This window comes from Streptomyces sp. NBC_00094 (assembly GCF_026343125.1).
Taxonomy (GTDB): Bacteria; Actinomycetota; Actinomycetes; order Streptomycetales; family Streptomycetaceae; genus Streptomyces.
The window spans coordinates 7,391,311-7,407,170 of the sequence record NZ_JAPEMB010000001.1 but is presented as its reverse complement, the minus strand read 5'-3'; the positions used below and the strand labels follow the sequence as shown (position 1 = coordinate 7,407,170).

The window sequence follows — 15,860 nt, the reverse complement described above, 5'->3', positions numbered from 1 at the left end:
CAGTGGATCACATGCCGGGGGGTCAGTCCGGAAGGAGGCCCTTCCCGGTGAGGTAGTTCCTCGCCACGTCCTCGGGGAGACGGCGCCAGCTGTCCACCTGTTCGTTGAGCTCGGCCAGATCGGCGGTGGTCAGAACGGTGTTGAGCAGGCCGAGGGTCTCGGTGACGGCCGCGCTCCCGGCGCGGGCGCGGTTGACGACGGGGACGATGTGGTCGGCGTTCTGCAGCTGCCTGTCGTCGTCGAGCAGGACGAGCCCGAAGTCGTCGAGGGTGGCGTCGGTCGTGGTCGTGAGCACCAGCTGGTCCCGGCCGCTCTGGACGGCCTGCTTCGCCTGGGTCGTGCCGACGCCCTGGGGGTCGACGGCGGTCACGTCGATCCCGTAGACCTTCTTCAGGCCGGGGGCGCAGTACGGCCGCTGGACGCATTCGTCGCCGGCCGCGAGCCGGACGGGGAGCCCGGTGGCCCCGAGGTCGCTGAGGGTCCTCAAGCGGTGCTCGGCGGCGAAGGCGGCGGTCACGGCGAAGGCGTTCTGGTCGACGGCCCGGCCGGGGTCGAGCACGGTGAGCCCGCGCGGGGTGGCGAGCGCGCGCAGGGCGGTCATGGTGGCGGTCAGGTCGGGCGAGCCGACGGTCGGCGCGTCCGGCCCGTTGACCTTGGCGTTCAGCCAGTCGGCGAAGGTGGCGGCGTACTCCGGGACGACGTCGATCTGCCCGCTCTCCAGAGCGGGCTCGTACAGCTCGCGGTTGGTGACGGAGAGGATCTTCGTGCGGTATCCGGCCTCCTGGAGCAGCAGCGCGTACATCTGTGCCAGCAGGTCGCTCTCGGTGAATCCGGCCGAGCCGACGGTCAGGTCGCGGCTGCCGCCGGGCGCGGCCGTGACCTCGCCGCGCTCCTCCAGGCTCGGGCCCTCGGCGCAGGCGGCGACGGAGACGGAGGCCGCGAGCAGCAGCACGAGGGCGGCCGCGGATACGCGGGGCGATGTCACGCGCCGCTCCCCCGCGCCCCGGCGGGCGCGAGACGCTGGACGCCCTCGAAGACCGCCTCCACGACGAGCGCGAGGGCGGCGACGAGGACGGCCCCGGCGACCACCTGGGGAGTCGAGGCGAGGTTGAACCCCGCGGTGATGATCCGGCCGAGTCCGCCCCCGCCCGCGAGCGCGGCCACGGTCGCGGTGGCGACGAGCTGGACGGCGGCGATCCGTACGCCGGTGAGGACCATCGGCAGCGCGAGCGGCAGCTCGACCCGGGCCAGCGTCTGACCGCCCGTCATGCCCATGCCCCGGGCGGCCCGTACGACGTCGGCGTCGACGCCGCGCATCCCGACGTACGCGTTGGTGAGCAGCGGGGGCACGGCGAAGAGGACGAGAGCGATGATCGTCGGCCACTCGCCGTACGGGCCGACGGGGCTGAGGAGGAGCAGGACGAGGACGGCGAAGGTCGGGACGGCCCGTCCGGCGTTGGCGAGGTTCACGGCGAGCGCGCCGCCCTTGCCGAGGTGGCCGAGGACGAGGGCGACGGGGAGGGCGACGAGGCAGCTGAGGGCGAGGCAGACGACGGTGAGGAACAGGTGCTCGCCGAGCCGGTTCCCGACGCCGTTCTCTCCGGACCAGTGCGCGGCGGTGGTGAGCCAGGACCAGGCGTCGGTCAGCGTGGTCACGCGCCCTGCCTCCGGGTCCAGGGGGTGAGCAGCCGTTCGGCACCGAGGAGGAGCAGGTCGGCGGTGACGGCGATGAGGACGCAGAGGACGGAGGCGGTGAGGACCTGGGCCTTGAAGTAGCTGTTCATGCCCGCGTAGATGAGGTTGCCGAGGCCGCCGTGGCCGACGATCGCGCCGATGGTGACGAGGGAGACCGCGGACACGGTGGCGATGCGCAGCCCGGCCATGGCGGCGGGCAGCGCGAGGGGCAGTTCGACGGTGAGGAGCAGGCGTACGGGGCCGTATCCGAGGCCGCGCGCGGCCTGGCGGGTCTCCTCGGGGACGGCCCGGAGTCCGGCGAGGATGTTCCGTACGAGGAGGGTGAGCGAGTACAGGACGAGGCCGGCCACGACCAGGGCGGCGGAGAGTCCGTACACGGGCAGGAGCAGCGAGAACATCGCGAGCGAGGGGATCGTGTACAGGACCGTGGTGATCCCGAGGACGGGGCCGGCCGACCAGCGCCAGCGGCGGGCGACGACGGCGAGCGGAAGGGCCAGGAGGAGACCGAGGGCGACGGAGACGGCGGTCAGCTGGAGGTGCTGGACGACGGCGTCGGTGAGGATCTCGCTCCGTGTGGACACGTAGGCGCCACAGATCCACTCGTTGCGGGCGAGGCAGTCGTCGGGCGGCGCGGTCACGCTCCCATTGCAGGCGGTACGGGGGTCCCTCCGCACCCGGGCCGGGCCGTTCGGGTGCGGAAGCCCCGTGGCTCACATGTCCTGGAGGACGGAGAGGACGTTCCCCGCCGGGTCCGTGAACCAGGCGATGGACGGTCCTCCGGCGCCTCCGTCTCCCCCGGCGCCCCGCACGATGCCCTTCTCGTCCGCGTCGAAGCCCGGGTAGCGCTCCAGGGTCACCCCGCGCGCCGCCAGCTCGTCCACGGCCCGGTCGACGTCGTCGACCTGGAAGTTGAGGATCGTGTACGTGGCGGGGGTGTGGTTCTCCTTGGGGTAGACGAAGATCCGGTTCCCGCCGGCCAGGGTGAGGAAGAGCATGCGCATGTCGCCCTCGCCGCTCTCCTCCACCTTCAGGCCCAGGGTCTCGCCGTAGAAGCGCCGGGCGGCGTCGAGGTCGTCGACCGAGAAGCCGCTGAACGCCGTGGTCTCGCCGAACATGGCGTACTCCCTTCCGGGGGACTCTTCCGAGGCCCCCTTCCAGGATCCGCCGACGGGCCGCGTACCGCTCAGGGGGCGATCGGGAGCTGCCGCTTGTGCTCGGTGAGCTCGTAGCGGCGGACGATGGAGGCGAAGGCGGCCTCCGCGACCGGCTTGCCCTCCAGGAAGTCGTCGATGTCGTCGTACGTGACACCGAGCGCGTCCTCGTCGGGCTTGCCCGGGTCCAGGGTCTCCAGGTCGGCCGTCGGGGTCTTCCACACCAGCTCGGCCGGGGCGCCGAGCTCGGCGGCGACCGCGCGGACGCGCCGCTTGGTGAGACCGGTGAGCGGGACGACGTCGGCGGCGCCGTCGCCGAACTTGGTGAAGAAGCCGGAGACCGCCTCGGCGGCGTGGTCGGTGCCGACGACGAGACCGTCGTGGGCGCCGGCGACGGCGTACTGGGCGATCATCCGCTGGCGGGCCTTGATGTTGCCCTGCACGAAGTCCTGGTGGTGGGCGTCACGGAAGGTCACACCGCCCGCGAGGCAGGCCTCCAGGGCCGCGTCGCTGGCCGCCTTCACGTCGACGGTGAGGACCTGGTCGGCGCGGATGAAGCCGAGGGCGGTCTGCGCGTCGCTCTCGTCGGCCTGGACGCCGTACGGCAGGCGCATGGCGTGGAAGGTGGCGTCGTGGCCCGCGGCGCGGACCCGCTCGACGGCGAGCTGGCAGAGCCGGCCGGCGGTCGTCGAGTCGACGCCGCCGCTGATGCCGAGGACGAGGGAGCGCAGCCCGGTGGAGGTGAGGCGCTCGGCGAGGAAGGCCACTCGGCGCTCGATCTCCACGGCCGGGTCGAAGGTGTCGGACACCTCGAGATCCCGGGCGATCTGCTGCTGGAGGGCGGTGGACGCCGGGTCGGTCACGGGGGTCTCCTCGTCGGGGTCGGGCTGCGGTGTGCGGGCCGCGCCGCTCGACGTGTCGGGCAGCGGCGTACCGGGGTCGACTCTACGCACCGGTGCCTCGGGGTGTCGCCCGGCCCCGGCCGCCCTAGGGGGTGTCTTGTCGATCAGGCCGGATCAGGGCCGCGAGCCCGGCCTGATCGACAAGACGCCCCCTAGCGCGTGGCCGGCTCCGGGGTGCAGAGCACCTCGACCCGTTGGACGAGGTTGTTGGCGAAGCCGCCGCGGTTCCACGGGGCGGCGAGCGGCTGGACGTGACCCTCGGCGTCGGTGGCCCGCACGGTGAGCCGCCGCAGCCCCGGGGTCGCCGTCCAGGTGGTGTGCCAGGAGGCCCAGGCCCAGGGGTGCGCGGGGTCGTGGTCCACCTCGGCGTCGGTCCAGGCCGCGCCGCCGTCCTCGCTGACCTCGACGCGGGTGACGGGTCCGTGGCCGGACCAGGCCCGGCCGGCGAGCGGGACGGGACCGGGGCGGACGACGCGCGTGCGGGACATGAAGTCGGGGAAGCCGGGCGGGATCATCAGGGCCCGGGGCGCGATGAGGGTGACGGGCTCCCCGGGGTCGTCGGGCGCGTCCGCGGCGTCCGGTGCCGGGCCTCGAAGGCGGTACGCCACGCTCTGCTGGAATCCGGTGTACGGGGTGGCGGTGAGCGTGATGTCACGCAGCCACTTCACGTGCGCCATGCCGTACCAGCCGGGGACGACGAGCCGGAGCGGGGAGCCGTGCTGCGGGGGCAGGGGCGCCCCGTTCATCTCGTACGCGACGAGGACCTCCCGGGCCGGGTCCGCGGCGACCGACAGGGGCAGGCTTCGACGGTAGTCCTGCTCGACGCCTCGCTCCAGGCCGTGGTCGGCGCCGGTGAACACAGCCTCGACCGCGTCCTCGGCGGTCCCGGCCTCCGCCAGGAGCGCGGCGAGCGGGACGCCCGTCCAGTCGGCGGTGCCGACGGCCTCGACGAGCCAGGGCTGGCTGACGGGGCGGGGCGTGAGGTGGGCGCGGCCGTTCCCGGCGCACTCCAGGGTCACGCGGCGGGTGACGGAGGGCCTGGCGCGCAGCCCGTCGAGGTCCAGGGCGAGCGGCCGGAGGACCCGGCCGCCGAGGGTGAGCCGCCAGTCGGCGGCGTCCGTGGCGGGGATGTCGTAGTGGACGAGGACGTAGTGGAGGCCGGGTGGTGTGACGTCGTACCGCAGCGCCTCCAGCGGCAGCCCGTGGTTACGGGCCGCGAGGGCGAGCTCGTACGCGCTGATGCCCTCGTCCGGGTCGGCGAGCCGTCCCGGTGCGCTGATGTCCCCCAGTCCGGTCAGGGATCCGTCCATGTCCTCATGGTGCGCCGGGCGGCCGGGGGTGTCCTGTCGGCGGGGTGGGGGCCCCCGGCGCCCGGTCTTGGGGCCTGCGGGGAGCGGGGCCACGCGCCCGCCCCGCCGAGCGGCCGGCCCCCTCAGGCCTGCACGGAGCCGCGCAGTGCGCGGTCGAGGCCGTCTTGCGGGAGGCCCGTGAGGGCGCGCAGGAAGATCTCCTCGTACGCGGGTTCGCCGATGGTCGCCCGGGCCGTGTCGGTGTACTTCTCGCGCAGCGCCCGCAGGCCGGGCAGGCCGCGCCGGGGCTGGCCCGTGGAGCGCCAGTACGCCTCCCCGGTGCCGGAGACGTCCGCCGCGCGCTCGCCGTCCCCGGCGGCCGCGAGGGCCGTGGCGAGGACGTCGAGGCCGAGGGCGACGCCCAGGCTCGCGCCGAGCCGCCGGGTGCCTTCGAGCATGGCGCGGGCGTGTCCCGCGGCGGCCGCCGGTTCGCCCTCCAGGAGTCCGGTGAGGGCGAGCTGGTACTCCAGGGCGGTGCGGGTCCAGTGTTCGTCGAGCTCCTCGCACAGGGCGCGGAGGGCGAGCGCCCGCTCACGGGCCTCGGCGAGCCGGCCGAGGCCGGTGAGGGCGAAGACACGGACGAGTCCGCAGCGGAGACGGGCGGCGGAGTCGGCCGGTCCACCGGGTACGGCGTCGAGGACGTGGTCCACGACGACGTACGCGGCCATGGGCCGACCGGTGGTCAGCGCGAGGAGCCCCGCGAGGGCGGCCGCGTCCAGGGTGAGGTCACCGGGCCGGGGCCGCCCGGTGCGGGGGTACGGCCCCGGCGCGGGGGCGTCCGCGCAGCCCTCCTCCAGCGCTTCCTCGTACTCGGTGTACCGGGCCTCGCGGGCGCAGCGCTCGCTGACCTCCTGGGCCGGGCCGGACTCGCCCTGGAGGACGAGGGTGACGCCCAGCGCCCACAGGGCGCGGGCCCGGGCGCGGCCCCGGGCGCCGCTGAGGAGGAGGGCCTGTTCGAGGCCGTCGCGGGCCTCGCGGAGCCGGCCGCGGCAGGACCAGGCGAAGGCGACGGAGCCGACGAGGTCGAGGGCCGCGTCGGGGTCGGTGCGGAGCAGCCGGTCGAGAGCGGTGCGGAGGTCGGTGTGGTGGGCGTCGACGCTCCGGTACCAGCGCAGCTGGCGGGCGCCGAGCCATGCGGTGTCCGCCCGGCGGGCGAGGCTCCGGAAGTGGCCGGCGTGCCGGTCGGCGACCGTCCCGGTCTCGCCGGTCCGCTCCAGCCAGGTCGCTCCGTACGCGCGGATCGTGTCGAGCATCCGGTGGCGGCCGGCGGCGTCGGGCGGGCGGACCACCGAGGACCGGACGAGTCCGTCGAGGGCCTCCGGCAGGGTCGTGCGGGTCAGCGGGCCGCCGGCGCACACGGCGGTCGCCGACGCGAGGTCGAAGGGGCCGCGGAAGACGGAGAGCCGGGCCCAGAGGAGCCGTTCGAGCGGGGTGCACAGCTCGTGGCTCCAGCCGATGGCCGCGCGGAGGGTCTGGTGGCGGCTCGGCCATACCCGCTCGGTGTGGGCGAGCAGGGCGAAGCGGGCATCCGGCGGGGTGTCGAGGCGGGTCCCGAGCTGGTCGCGGACGGCCTCGACGCCCTGGATGCGGATCTGCGCGGCGGCCAGTTCCAGGGCGAGCGGGATGCCTTCGAGGCGTACGCAGACCTCTCCGGCGGGCCCTGCGGCGGGGAAGTCCTCCCCGGCGGCCCTGCGGAGCAGCTCCAGGGCGTCCCGGCCGGCGGGTGGCAGCGGGTCGAGGGCGATGGTCCGTTCCCCGTCGACGCCGAGGGGGCGGCGGCTGGTGGCGAGGACGGTGAGTCCGGGGGCGGCGGCGAGGAGTTCGGCGACGAGCCGGGCGCAGGGGTCGGCGAGGTGCTCGCAGGAGTCGAGGACGAGCAGCAGCCGGTCCTCGGCGAGCCTGCGGCAGAGCGCGGTGCTCGCCATGCCGGGGGTGTGGTCGGCGAGGTCGACGGAGTCGGCGACGAGGGCGATGAGGAGCCGGTCGCCGTCGAGGGGGGTCAGGTCGGTCCACCAGGCGCCGTCCGGGAACCGGCCGGCGGCGCGGTGCGCCGCGCGCAGCGCGAGCCGCGTCTTGCCGACGCCGCCGACGCCGGTCACGGTGACGAGGCGGTGCTCCGCCAACGCGGCGGATATTCGCTCCAGTTCCGTGCGGCGCCCTACGAACCCGGGGTTCTCGTCCGGCAGATGTCCACGCACGGGAGCAGTCTCCCTCATAGAGGGCTCGAACGGACCTGCGGAGCCGCTTCGTTACGCTTCGTCACTTCCCGTCGCCCTCTCGTCACGCCACCGTGACGACGACCGAGTGCCATCCCTGGGCCCCGTCGGGCATCGTGCCGGTGCGCCGTTCGGGCTGGGTGGCGCCGGTGCCGTCGGTGGCGCGGACGGTGAGGGTGTGCCGACCCGGGGTCGCCTCCCAGGGGTACGTCCACTGGCGCCAGGTGTCGCGGCTGTCCTCGGCGGCGAGCCGGGCGTCCCGCCAGGTCCCGTCGTCGATCCGTACCTCGACCCGGGTGATGCCCCGGTGCTGGGCCCAGGCCACCCCGGCGATCATGACGGTGCCGGCGGCGGGCCGGGCGAGGGGGCGGGGGGTGTCGATGCGGGACTGGGTCTTGACGGGGGCCTCGGCGGCCCAGCCGCGCGGGACCCAGTAGGCGTCGTACGCGTCGAAGGTGGTGAGCTCGATCGAGGCGATCCACTTGCAGGCGGAGACGTATCCGTACAGACCGGGAACGATCATGCGGACGGGGAAGCCGTGGGTGAAGGGCAGGGGTTCCCCGTTCATCCCGAAGGCGAGGAGGGCGTCGCGGCCGTCCATGACCTCCTCGACGGGGGTGCCGATGGTCATGCCGTCGACGGAGCGGGCGACGAGCTGGTCGGCGGGCCCGCCCTCGGAGGGCGGGCGGACGCCGGCCTCGCGGAGCAGGTCGGCGAGGTGGACGCCGAGCCAGCGGGCGTTGCCGACGTAGGGGCCGCCGACCTCGTTGGAGACGCACGCGAGCGTGATGTCCCGCTCCACGATCCTGCGTGCCGTCAACTCCGGCAGGGTGAAGGTGCGTTCCTCGCGCACGCCGCTGCCGTGGAGGCGCAGCCGCCAGCGGCCGGCGTCGACCTTGGGGACCACGAGCGCGGTGTCGACGCGGTAGAAGTCGCGGTTGGGGGTGAGGAAGGGGCTGATGCCGGGAACGCGGAGCTGGGCTCCGGCGGGTACGGGCGGGGCGGGGGACACCGGCCGGGGCAGTCGGAGTGCCGCCCGGGAGGCGGTCGCGTTCTCCTCCACGGGTGAGCCGACGGCCCGGCCGAGAGCGGCGGCGCCGGTCGCGGCGAGCCCGGCGGACGCGGCGACGATCAGGAAGCCGCGCCGGTCGGCCTGGGCGGCACCGGGCCTCGGGGCGAGGAGCCGCCCGATGAGGACGTACAGCAGGGCCGCGCCGACGGCGGCGCCGACGAGGGAGGGGACGGCGTCCAGGGCCGAGTCCGAGTCGGGGCGGGTGACGGCGGCGAGCGCGCCGAGGAGGCCGAAGGCGCCGACCGCCGCCGAGCCGGCCGCCCGGTGGCGGAGCGCGAGCAGCCCGATCCCGGCGGCCGGCAGGCCGAGGAGGAGCAGGATGCCGAGCTGGAGGACCGCCTTGTCGCTCTCGCCGAAGGCGCGGATCGCCCACTCCTTGAGGCCGGCCGGGGTCCGGTCGACGACGGCGCCGCCGACGGCCGGGACGGGGGCGGCCTCGGGCCGTACCCGGGAGGCGACGAGGTCGGCGACGGCGAGGGAGACGTACGCGGCGACGAGACCGCCGACCGCGGCGAGCAGCCGGTCGGTGCGGGTGGGCGCGTAGGCGGGTTCGCGCGCGGTCCTGGTGGCGTTCATGGTGAGTACTTCGGCACGCCCGGCCCCTCGGATGGGTGCCTTCACCCGCGCGGCGGAACCCGGGGTGCGCCGCCGTGATCGGCCGGACAGGCCCTACCGCGTGTCCGGCGGCGGCGCTGGGCCTTCCAGGTGCTCGCCCGGGGTCGCGAGCTCCTCGACGGCCCCGGCACCGACGACCGCGCCCGTGGACTTCTTGCCGCGCCGCAGCCGGCCTTCGAGCCAGGAGGCGAAGGTGGTGAGCGCGAAGTTGAGGGCGACGAAGATGACGGCGACGACGGTGAAGCAGGCGATCGTGTTCGCGCCGTAGTTGGCGCTCATCGGACGGACGGAGGCGAGGAGTTCGGAGAAGCCCAGCATCGCGCCGCCGAGGGCGGTGTCCTTGACGATGACGACGAGCTGGCTGACGAGGGCCGGCAGCATGGCGGTGACCGCCTGCGGGAGCAGGACGTACGTCATGGTCTGGCCCTTGCGCATGCCGATGGCCTTCGCCGCGTCGGTCTGGCCGCTGGGCAGGGAGAGGATTCCGGCGCGGACGACCTCGGCGAGTACGGAGGCGTTGTAGAGGACGAGGCCGGTGACCACCGCGTACAGGGGGCGGACGTCCGGGCTGATGTCGGTGAACTCGGAGTACGCGGCGTCGGCGAAGAGCATGAGGATCAGGACGGGGATGGCCCGGAAGAACTCGACGACGCTGCCGGCCGCGCCGCGCAGCCAGCGGTGTTCGGAGAGGCGGGAGATGCCGAGGAAGGCGCCGAGGGGCAGGGCGATCACCATGGCGAGCGCGGCGGCGATCACGGTGTTCTTGAGGGCGGGCAGGAGGTACGTCTCCCAGACGCGGGCGTCGGTGAAGAAGGGCGCCCATTTGGACCATTCGAGCTGGCCCTTCTCGGCGAGGCTCGAGACGACCCACCACACCACGGCGGCGAGGGCGACCAGGAACAGCAGGGTCCAGAGGAGGTTGCGCCGCCGGGCGCGCGGCCCGGGGACGTCGTAGAGGACCGTCGGTCTGTCCTTCACCGTTTCACCGCCACCTTCTTGGCCACCCAGCCGAGGAACAGCCCGGTGGGCAGGGTGAGGCAGAGGAAGCCGACGGCGAAGATCGCGGAGATGAGGATGAGTTGGGCCTCGTTCTCGATCATCTCGCGCATCAGCAGGGCCGCTTCGGCGACGCCGATCGCGGCGGCCACGGTGGTGTTCTTGGTGAGGGCGATCAGGACGTTGGCGAGCGGGCCGACGACGGAGCGGAAGGCCTGGGGGAGCACGATCAGGCGCAGCACCTGCGGGAAGCTCAGTCCGATGGCGCGGGCCGCCTCGACCTGTCCGAGGGGGACGGTGTTGATGCCCGAGCGGACCGCCTCGCAGACGAAGGCGCTCGTGTAGGCCGTGAGGCCGAGGACGGCGAGCCGGAAGTTGATCGTGGTGAACCTGTCGGCGCCGAGGCTGACTCCGAGCGTCTGGAAGAGCCCGAGGGAGGTGAAGACGATGATGACGGTGAGGGGGATGTTGCGGACGATGTTGACGTAGGCGGTGCCGAAGCCCCGCATGAGGGGGACGGGGCTGACGCGCATGGCGGCCAGCAGCGTCCCCCAGACGAGGGAGCCGATCGCGGAGTAGACGGTGAGCTGCACCGTCACCCAGAAGGCTCCGAGCAGGTCGTACCCCTGGAGGAAGTCGAACACGACGGCCCGCTCACTTCACGATGACGCCGATCTGCGGGGCGGGTTCGTTCTGGTAGCCGGCGGGGCCGAAGTTCTTCTCCACCGCCGCGTCCCAGGAGCCGTCGGCGACCATCTTCTCCAGGGCGGTGTTGATCTTGGCCTTGAGGTCGCTGCCCTTCTGGACGCCGATGCCGTAGTTCTCGTTGCTCATCTTGAAGCCGCCGAGCTTGAACTTGTCCTTGAACTCGGCCTGCGAGGCGTAGCCCGCGAGGATCGAGTCGTCGGTGGTGACGGCGTCGATGACACCGTTCTCCAGGCCGGTCAGGCACTCGGAGTAGCCGCCGTACTCCTGGAGCTGGGCGTCCGGGGCGATCTTGTCCTTGACGTTCTGCGCGGACGTCGAGCCGGTGACCGAGCAGAGCTTCTTGTTGTTCAGGTCGGACGGCTGCTTGATCGAGTCGTCGTCGGCCCGGATCAAGACGTCCTGGTGGGCCAGGAGGTACGGACCCGCGAAGTCGACCTTCTCCAACCGCTTGTCGTTGATCGAGTACGAGGCCGCGATGAAGTCCACGTCACCGCGCTGGAGCAGCGTCTCCCGGTCGGCGCTCTTGGCCTCCTTCCACACGATGTCGGACGGGTCGTGGCCGAGCTCCTTGGCGATGTACGTCGCCACGTCGACGTCGAAGCCCGTGTACGTGCCGTCGGGGGTCTTCAGGCCGATGCCGGGCTGGTCGTACTTGATGCCGACGGTGATCTCGTCGCCACCGTGGTCGCGGGGTACGTCCCCGGCCGCGCCGGACGCGCCGGAGGCGAATCCTGCGGAGGTGAAGGAGAGGACGACTGCCGCGGCGACGGCGACGGTGGCCCTGCCGGTCCTGAGCGGGTTCATATGGATCACCCCTGGGGGCTGCTGATCGGGGATCGGGCGACGGCCGCGGCTCAGTGGTGAAGGATCTTGGACAGGAAGTCCTTGGCCCGGTCGCTGCGCGGATTGTTGAAGAACTCGTCCGGGGTCGTCTCCTCGACGATGCGTCCGTCGGCCATGAAGACCACGCGGTTGGCGGCGGAGCGGGCGAAGCCCATCTCATGGGTGACGACCACCATCGTCATGCCGTCCCGGGCGAGTTGCTGCATGACCTCCAGGACCTCGTTGATCATCTCGGGGTCGAGCGCGGAGGTCGGCTCGTCGAAGAGCATCACCTTCGGATCCATGGCGAGGGCGCGGGCGATCGCCACGCGCTGCTGCTGGCCGCCGGAGAGCTGGGCCGGGTACTTGTCCGCCTGTTCGGCGACCCCGACCCGGTCGAGCAGGGCGCGGGCGCGCTGCTCGGCGGCCTTCTTGTCCTTCTTGCGGACCTTGATCTGGCCCAGGGTGACGTTGTCGAGCACGGTCTTGTGCGCGAAGAGGTTGAAGGACTGGAAGACCATGCCGACGTCGGCCCGCAGGGCCGCGAGTTCGCGGCCCTCGGCCGGGAGGGGACGCCCGTCGATGACGATCTCACCCGAGTCGACGGTCTCCAGGCGGTTGATCGCCCGGCAGAGCGTCGACTTTCCCCCGCCGGACGGCCCGATGACGACGACCACCTCACCGCGGTGCACCGTCAGGTCGATGGACTGGAGGACGTGCAGGGTGCCGAAGTGCTTGTCGACGCCGCTCAGCACGACGAGCGCGTCGCCGCCTGCCGGGACGGGCATGGCACCCTCCAAGGGTCACGCCCCCGTTTGCCGCTCCCTCCTCACGTTCATGCTCCGCCCTCCACCCGGCGCGCGCACGCCGGGCCGGGCGGAGGGCGGGGGGTGGCGGGGAGAGGGCGGAGAGCCGCGGGCCGACGGCCGGGGGCCGGGGGCCCGAGGTGAAGGGCCGCGGGTGAGCGGCCGTGCCGCTCGGGCACGTCAGCCGGCGGTCTCCCGTACGGCGAGCTCGATGAGGTCGCAGACCTCGACCGGCCGGGAGGCGAGCGAGGCGTGGCTCGCGTCCAGCTCGATGGTCTTGCGCGGCTCCATGCGCTGCGCCATGCGGCGCTCGTTGTCGGGGTGGATCATGCGGTCCTGGGTCGAGACCTGGTACCAGCACGGCTTGACCCGCCAGGCCGGGGCGGTGACCGTGTCGCCGAAGGTGGAGGCCAGCGGTGCCTTCTGGGTGACGGCCATGACCAGCGCTTCCTCCTGGGTCAGGTCCTGGGCGAAGCTGTCGTGGAAGGCCTCCTGCTTGATCCAGAGGTAGCCGTCCGAGTCGGGGACGATGTTGTCGAAGGCGGCCGGCGGCATCTCCTGGGTGATCTGTCCCGGGCTCTCCCCCGCGTCCGGGGCGAACGCCGCGACGTAGACCAGACCCTTCACGTTCGGCAGGTCACCGGCCTCGGTGATGACGGCGCCGCCGTAGGAGTGCCCGACGAGGACCACGGGCCCGTCGACCTGCTTGATCATCTTCCGGGTGCGCTCGGCGTCGTCGGCGAGCGCGGTGAGCGGGTTCTCGACGGCGTGCAGCTTGTCGTAGCCCCGCCGGTGGAGCTCGACGATGACTTTCGACCAGTGGGCGGCGCCGCCCCAGAATCCGTGCACGAGGACGATCGTGGGCTTGTCTGCCATGGGTTTCCGAACCGATCTGCGTGAGGGATGGATCCCGCCCCTGCTCCCGCCCCGTCTCCCCGCGGCCACGCTACGTGCGCGGCGCTCGCCCCGCATGTCCGTCTCCGCCGTTCGCCCGACCGCCGTTCGCCCGACCTCCTTCGCGCCTGTCCGCCCGCCCGTCCCTGCGCGCGGGGACGGGCGGGCGGACACTGGGGGTGGGAGCCGAGCGTCCGAGGAGGGTCCGCCATGACCAATGCCGCGCCCAAGGTCAGCACGTTGCCGCCGGAGCACCGGGAGCGGCTGATGGCGTTCGCCGAGGACGTGCACTTCGATTCCGGTCACCGGCTGTTCGAGGAGCAGCAGCACGCCGACCGGTTCTGGATCGTGAAGACGGGTGCGGTGACGCTCGACGCCAGGGTGCCGGGCCGCGGGTCGCCGGTGATCGAGACCCTGCGCCACGGCGAGCTGGTCGGTCTCTCCTGGCTGTTCCCCCCGTATCTGTGCCAGTCGGGGGCCGAGGCGATGACGCCGGTGAGGGCGTACGAGTTCGACGCCCCGGCCGTCCGGTCGATGTGCCACACGGACGCGGAGTTCGGCGCCTCGGTCACGTTCTGGGTGGGGTCGATCCTGGCCCACCGCCTGAACGTGACCCGGGTCCGGCTCCTCGACCTGTACGCCCCCCACGGGAGCGGGATCTTCGCGTGAACCCCGACCTCCCCCGTACGCACGGGGAGGGCGGGGCCACGACGGGGTTCAGTTCACGAAGACGGCGGGGCTGCCGGCCTGGCTGGTGTCCAGGACGGGTCCGTACTTCGCCGAGAAGTAGCCGTTGGCCGGACACATGCCGGGGCCGCTGACCTTGGTGAACAGCTGGTCGGTGAAGGTGAGCGAGTTGTCGGTGTTGGAGGGCGTGGCGGTCAGGCTGCCGGCCCGGTAGACGCAGGTCATCAGGCCGAGGATGCTGTTGATCTTCAGGGTGGTCTGGATCGGGCCCGCGGCGCCCGCGGTGACGGTGAGCGCCCCGCCGGAGACGACGGCGGTGCTGAACGGCAGGTTGTTCACCGTGATGCTCTGCACGCCCGTCGCGCCGATGATGTTGGTCGTGCAGCTGCTGAGCGTGTGGGCCGTGACGGACTCGGTGGCGGTGCCGGGTGCGGCCGGGTTGCCGGTGACGGTGGCGGTGAACGCCGAGGTGCTGCAGGTGATGCCGGTGGAGCCGCCCTGCGTGGTGGCGATCCTGGCCTTGGTCCCGGTGGGGAGCGAGGCGGAGAGGACGTCGCCGATCGCGACGGCGGTGCCGCCGGCGCTGCCGGTGGTCAGGACCTCGCCGGCGGTGGAGCCGGTGGCCCCGGCCTGCGTGGTCGCGGCCAGTGTGGCGGAGACGGCGAGGAGGGTGGTCGCGAGGAGAGCGCGCTTGCGCATGGGGGTGCTTCCTTCCGTACGGAGGTGGGGGTGCGGAGATCGGCGGTGCTGGCGGTGCTCTGCGGTGCCGGCGGTGCTCTGCGGCGCCCATGGGCGTGGGGAGCCCAGGGGGTGGGGGGTGCCGCACGGGCATGAGGATGGGCATGGGCATGAGCGGCGTACGACCGCCGCCGGAGCGATCCGGCGCCACGGATCTCCGGCAGCGGTGTTCGTGAGAGGTGCGCGAGCGTGATACTCGGTGCGGTGCACGGTGGGGACGCGTCCCGTCCCTCGGGGAGCGGCTCCACCGAACACGTGAGAACACCCGATGACACTCGGCGCACCGAGAGGAAAACCCACGAGGGTTGTAATCCTGCCGAGTATGCGACGTCAACAAGCCCGGAAGGATGTGGCCGATGACGAGTGCTCGCGAGGCCGAGGAGGGGCTCGTCCTGCCGGGGGCCCGTTCGGGCCGCGAACCGGAGCGCTCCCTGCGCCCCGGGCCGCGCCGGCTGACCCCCGAACAAGTGGCCTCCCGACAGCGGGAACGGCTGCTCGACGGAGTGGCCCGGACGGTCGCGGAGAACGGCTACGCCGGCGCGCGCATCAGCGACATCTGCCGGGCGGCCGGAGTGACCCGCCCGGTGTTCTACGAGCTGTTCTCCGGCAAGGAGGACGCCGTCATCGCCGCCTACCGGGGCGGCACCCAGATCGTGGTGCGCGCCATGCAGCGGGCGTACGACGAGGGGGGCGGCGCGGCGGACTGGCCGGCCTCCGTACGGGCCGGGCTAAGGGTGCTCCTGACCCAGCTCACGCAGACCCCCGCCTTCGCCACCATGGTGGTCGAGATCGAGTCGGTGGGGCCCGCGGGGCGCCGCGCCCGTGCCGAACTTCTGGCCAGTTTTCGACGGTTCTTCGCGGACGCGCCGCCGGGGCCACCATGGGTGGCGCGGGGCGAGCTGGTGGACATCGTGGTGGGAGCCGTCCACGCGGCGGTTCATCGCGCGGTCGACGAGGGACGGATCACCGATCTCCCTCTCCTGCTCGACAGTCTGGTGCATGTCGTCGTGGCTCCCTTCACCCGCGAATGATCGATCGTCGGGCTGCCGACAGGCCGTCTCCGCACGCTAGTTGACCCCGGGTAACCGCAAGCCTTACGGTCCGAAAGGTTCCCTGCGGCACGTCTGCCTCCGCACCACGCGAGGAAGACCCGGGCAGCTCGGGGAACGGTCCGCGCCAGGACGCCGCCGCGCAGGTCTGTTTCCTCAC

The 15,860-nt window shown here is 73.0% G+C and carries 16 protein-coding genes; 2 read left to right on the top strand and 14 right to left on the bottom strand.

What is annotated here, in order from left to right; translation table 11 throughout:
* Positions 1–22 precede the first annotated feature (22 nt).
* From OG580_RS32785 to OG580_RS32725, 13 genes are all read right to left on the bottom strand, one after another.
* Positions 23–985: an ABC transporter substrate-binding protein gene (locus OG580_RS32785; RefSeq protein WP_267047276.1), complete on the bottom strand. Its 963-nt coding sequence runs from the start codon at positions 983–985 to the stop codon at positions 23–25.
* Positions 982–1,656, bottom strand: a complete 675-nt coding sequence (locus OG580_RS32780) for an ABC transporter permease (protein WP_267047275.1) — start codon at positions 1,654–1,656, stop codon at positions 982–984. The genes OG580_RS32785 and OG580_RS32780 overlap by 4 nt, the downstream gene beginning before the upstream one ends.
* Entirely contained in the window at positions 1,653–2,333 is a 681-nt protein-coding gene (locus tag OG580_RS32775; RefSeq protein WP_267047274.1) for an ABC transporter permease, read from the bottom strand. The genes OG580_RS32780 and OG580_RS32775 overlap by 4 nt, the downstream gene beginning before the upstream one ends.
* A 72-nt stretch (positions 2,334–2,405) precedes the next feature.
* Entirely contained in the window at positions 2,406–2,810 is a 405-nt protein-coding gene (locus tag OG580_RS32770) for a VOC family protein (protein WP_267047273.1), read from the bottom strand.
* Between the two features lie 68 nt (positions 2,811–2,878).
* Complete coding sequence (nadE, locus tag OG580_RS32765; protein WP_267048208.1) at positions 2,879–3,709, bottom strand: ammonia-dependent NAD(+) synthetase; 831 nt, start codon at positions 3,707–3,709, stop codon at positions 2,879–2,881.
* A 191-nt stretch (positions 3,710–3,900) separates the two neighbouring features.
* A complete protein-coding gene (locus OG580_RS32760) occupies positions 3,901–5,058 on the bottom strand; it encodes a sulfite oxidase (RefSeq protein ID WP_267047272.1) in 1,158 nt (385 codons plus the stop codon).
* Between the two features lie 122 nt (positions 5,059–5,180).
* Entirely contained in the window at positions 5,181–7,295 is a 2,115-nt protein-coding gene (locus tag OG580_RS32755; protein ID WP_267047271.1) for a regulator, read from the bottom strand.
* An 82-nt stretch (positions 7,296–7,377) separates the two neighbouring features.
* The gene (locus OG580_RS32750) at positions 7,378–8,961 is read right to left on the bottom strand and encodes a molybdopterin-dependent oxidoreductase (RefSeq protein WP_267047270.1); all 1,584 of its coding nucleotides are present in this window, start codon (positions 8,959–8,961) and stop codon (positions 7,378–7,380) included.
* A gap of 93 nt (positions 8,962–9,054) precedes the next feature.
* Positions 9,055–9,978: an amino acid ABC transporter permease gene (locus tag OG580_RS32745; RefSeq protein WP_267047269.1), complete on the bottom strand. Its 924-nt coding sequence runs from the start codon at positions 9,976–9,978 to the stop codon at positions 9,055–9,057.
* A complete protein-coding gene (locus OG580_RS32740; RefSeq protein WP_267047268.1) occupies positions 9,975–10,640 on the bottom strand; it encodes an amino acid ABC transporter permease in 666 nt (221 codons plus the stop codon). Before OG580_RS32740 ends, OG580_RS32745 begins: the two co-directional genes overlap by 4 nt.
* 10 nt (positions 10,641–10,650) lie before the next feature.
* Entirely contained in the window at positions 10,651–11,508 is an 858-nt protein-coding gene (locus OG580_RS32735; protein WP_267047267.1) for a glutamate ABC transporter substrate-binding protein, read from the bottom strand.
* A 50-nt stretch (positions 11,509–11,558) separates the two neighbouring features.
* The gene (locus tag OG580_RS32730) at positions 11,559–12,314 is read right to left on the bottom strand and encodes an amino acid ABC transporter ATP-binding protein (RefSeq protein WP_267047266.1); all 756 of its coding nucleotides are present in this window, start codon (positions 12,312–12,314) and stop codon (positions 11,559–11,561) included.
* 198 nt (positions 12,315–12,512) lie between these two features.
* Complete coding sequence (locus OG580_RS32725; protein WP_267047265.1) at positions 12,513–13,208, bottom strand: alpha/beta hydrolase; 696 nt, start codon at positions 13,206–13,208, stop codon at positions 12,513–12,515.
* A gap of 228 nt (positions 13,209–13,436) precedes the next feature.
* On the opposite strand from OG580_RS32725, the gene OG580_RS32720 reads away from it, so the two are divergent.
* On the top strand, positions 13,437–13,895 hold the full coding sequence (locus OG580_RS32720; RefSeq protein WP_267047264.1) for a Crp/Fnr family transcriptional regulator: 459 nt from the start codon (positions 13,437–13,439) through the stop codon (positions 13,893–13,895).
* A 48-nt stretch (positions 13,896–13,943) separates the two neighbouring features.
* Here OG580_RS32720 and OG580_RS32715 read toward each other — a convergent pair whose 3' ends face one another.
* Complete coding sequence (locus tag OG580_RS32715) at positions 13,944–14,612, bottom strand: Tat pathway signal sequence domain protein (protein WP_267047263.1); 669 nt, start codon at positions 14,610–14,612, stop codon at positions 13,944–13,946.
* 395 nt (positions 14,613–15,007) lie between these two features.
* Between OG580_RS32715 and OG580_RS32710 the strand changes: the two genes are divergently transcribed.
* A complete protein-coding gene (locus OG580_RS32710; RefSeq protein WP_267047262.1) occupies positions 15,008–15,682 on the top strand; it encodes a TetR/AcrR family transcriptional regulator in 675 nt (224 codons plus the stop codon).
* Positions 15,683–15,860: the final 178 nt, after the last annotated feature.

Bases quoted from the DNA above. Each gene is read 5' to 3' on its own strand.
- OG580_RS32710 (WP_267047262.1), top strand. From the start codon at position 15,008: ATGACGAGTGCTCGCGAGGCCGAGGAGGGGCTCGTCCTGCCGGGGGCC.
- OG580_RS32720 (WP_267047264.1), top strand. From the start codon at position 13,437: ATGACCAATGCCGCGCCCAAGGTCAGCACGTTGCCGCCGGAGCACCGG.
- OG580_RS32760 (WP_267047272.1), bottom strand. From the start codon at position 5,058: ATGGACGGATCCCTGACCGGACTGGGGGACATCAGCGCACCGGGACGG.
- OG580_RS32735 (WP_267047267.1), bottom strand. From the start codon at position 11,508: ATGAACCCGCTCAGGACCGGCAGGGCCACCGTCGCCGTCGCCGCGGCA.
- OG580_RS32730 (WP_267047266.1), bottom strand. From the start codon at position 12,314: ATGCCCGTCCCGGCAGGCGGCGACGCGCTCGTCGTGCTGAGCGGCGTC.
- OG580_RS32725 (WP_267047265.1), bottom strand. From the start codon at position 13,208: ATGGCAGACAAGCCCACGATCGTCCTCGTGCACGGATTCTGGGGCGGC.
- OG580_RS32770 (WP_267047273.1), bottom strand. From the start codon at position 2,810: ATGTTCGGCGAGACCACGGCGTTCAGCGGCTTCTCGGTCGACGACCTC.
- OG580_RS32750 (WP_267047270.1), bottom strand. From the start codon at position 8,961: ATGAACGCCACCAGGACCGCGCGCGAACCCGCCTACGCGCCCACCCGC.
- OG580_RS32715 (WP_267047263.1), bottom strand. From the start codon at position 14,612: ATGCGCAAGCGCGCTCTCCTCGCGACCACCCTCCTCGCCGTCTCCGCC.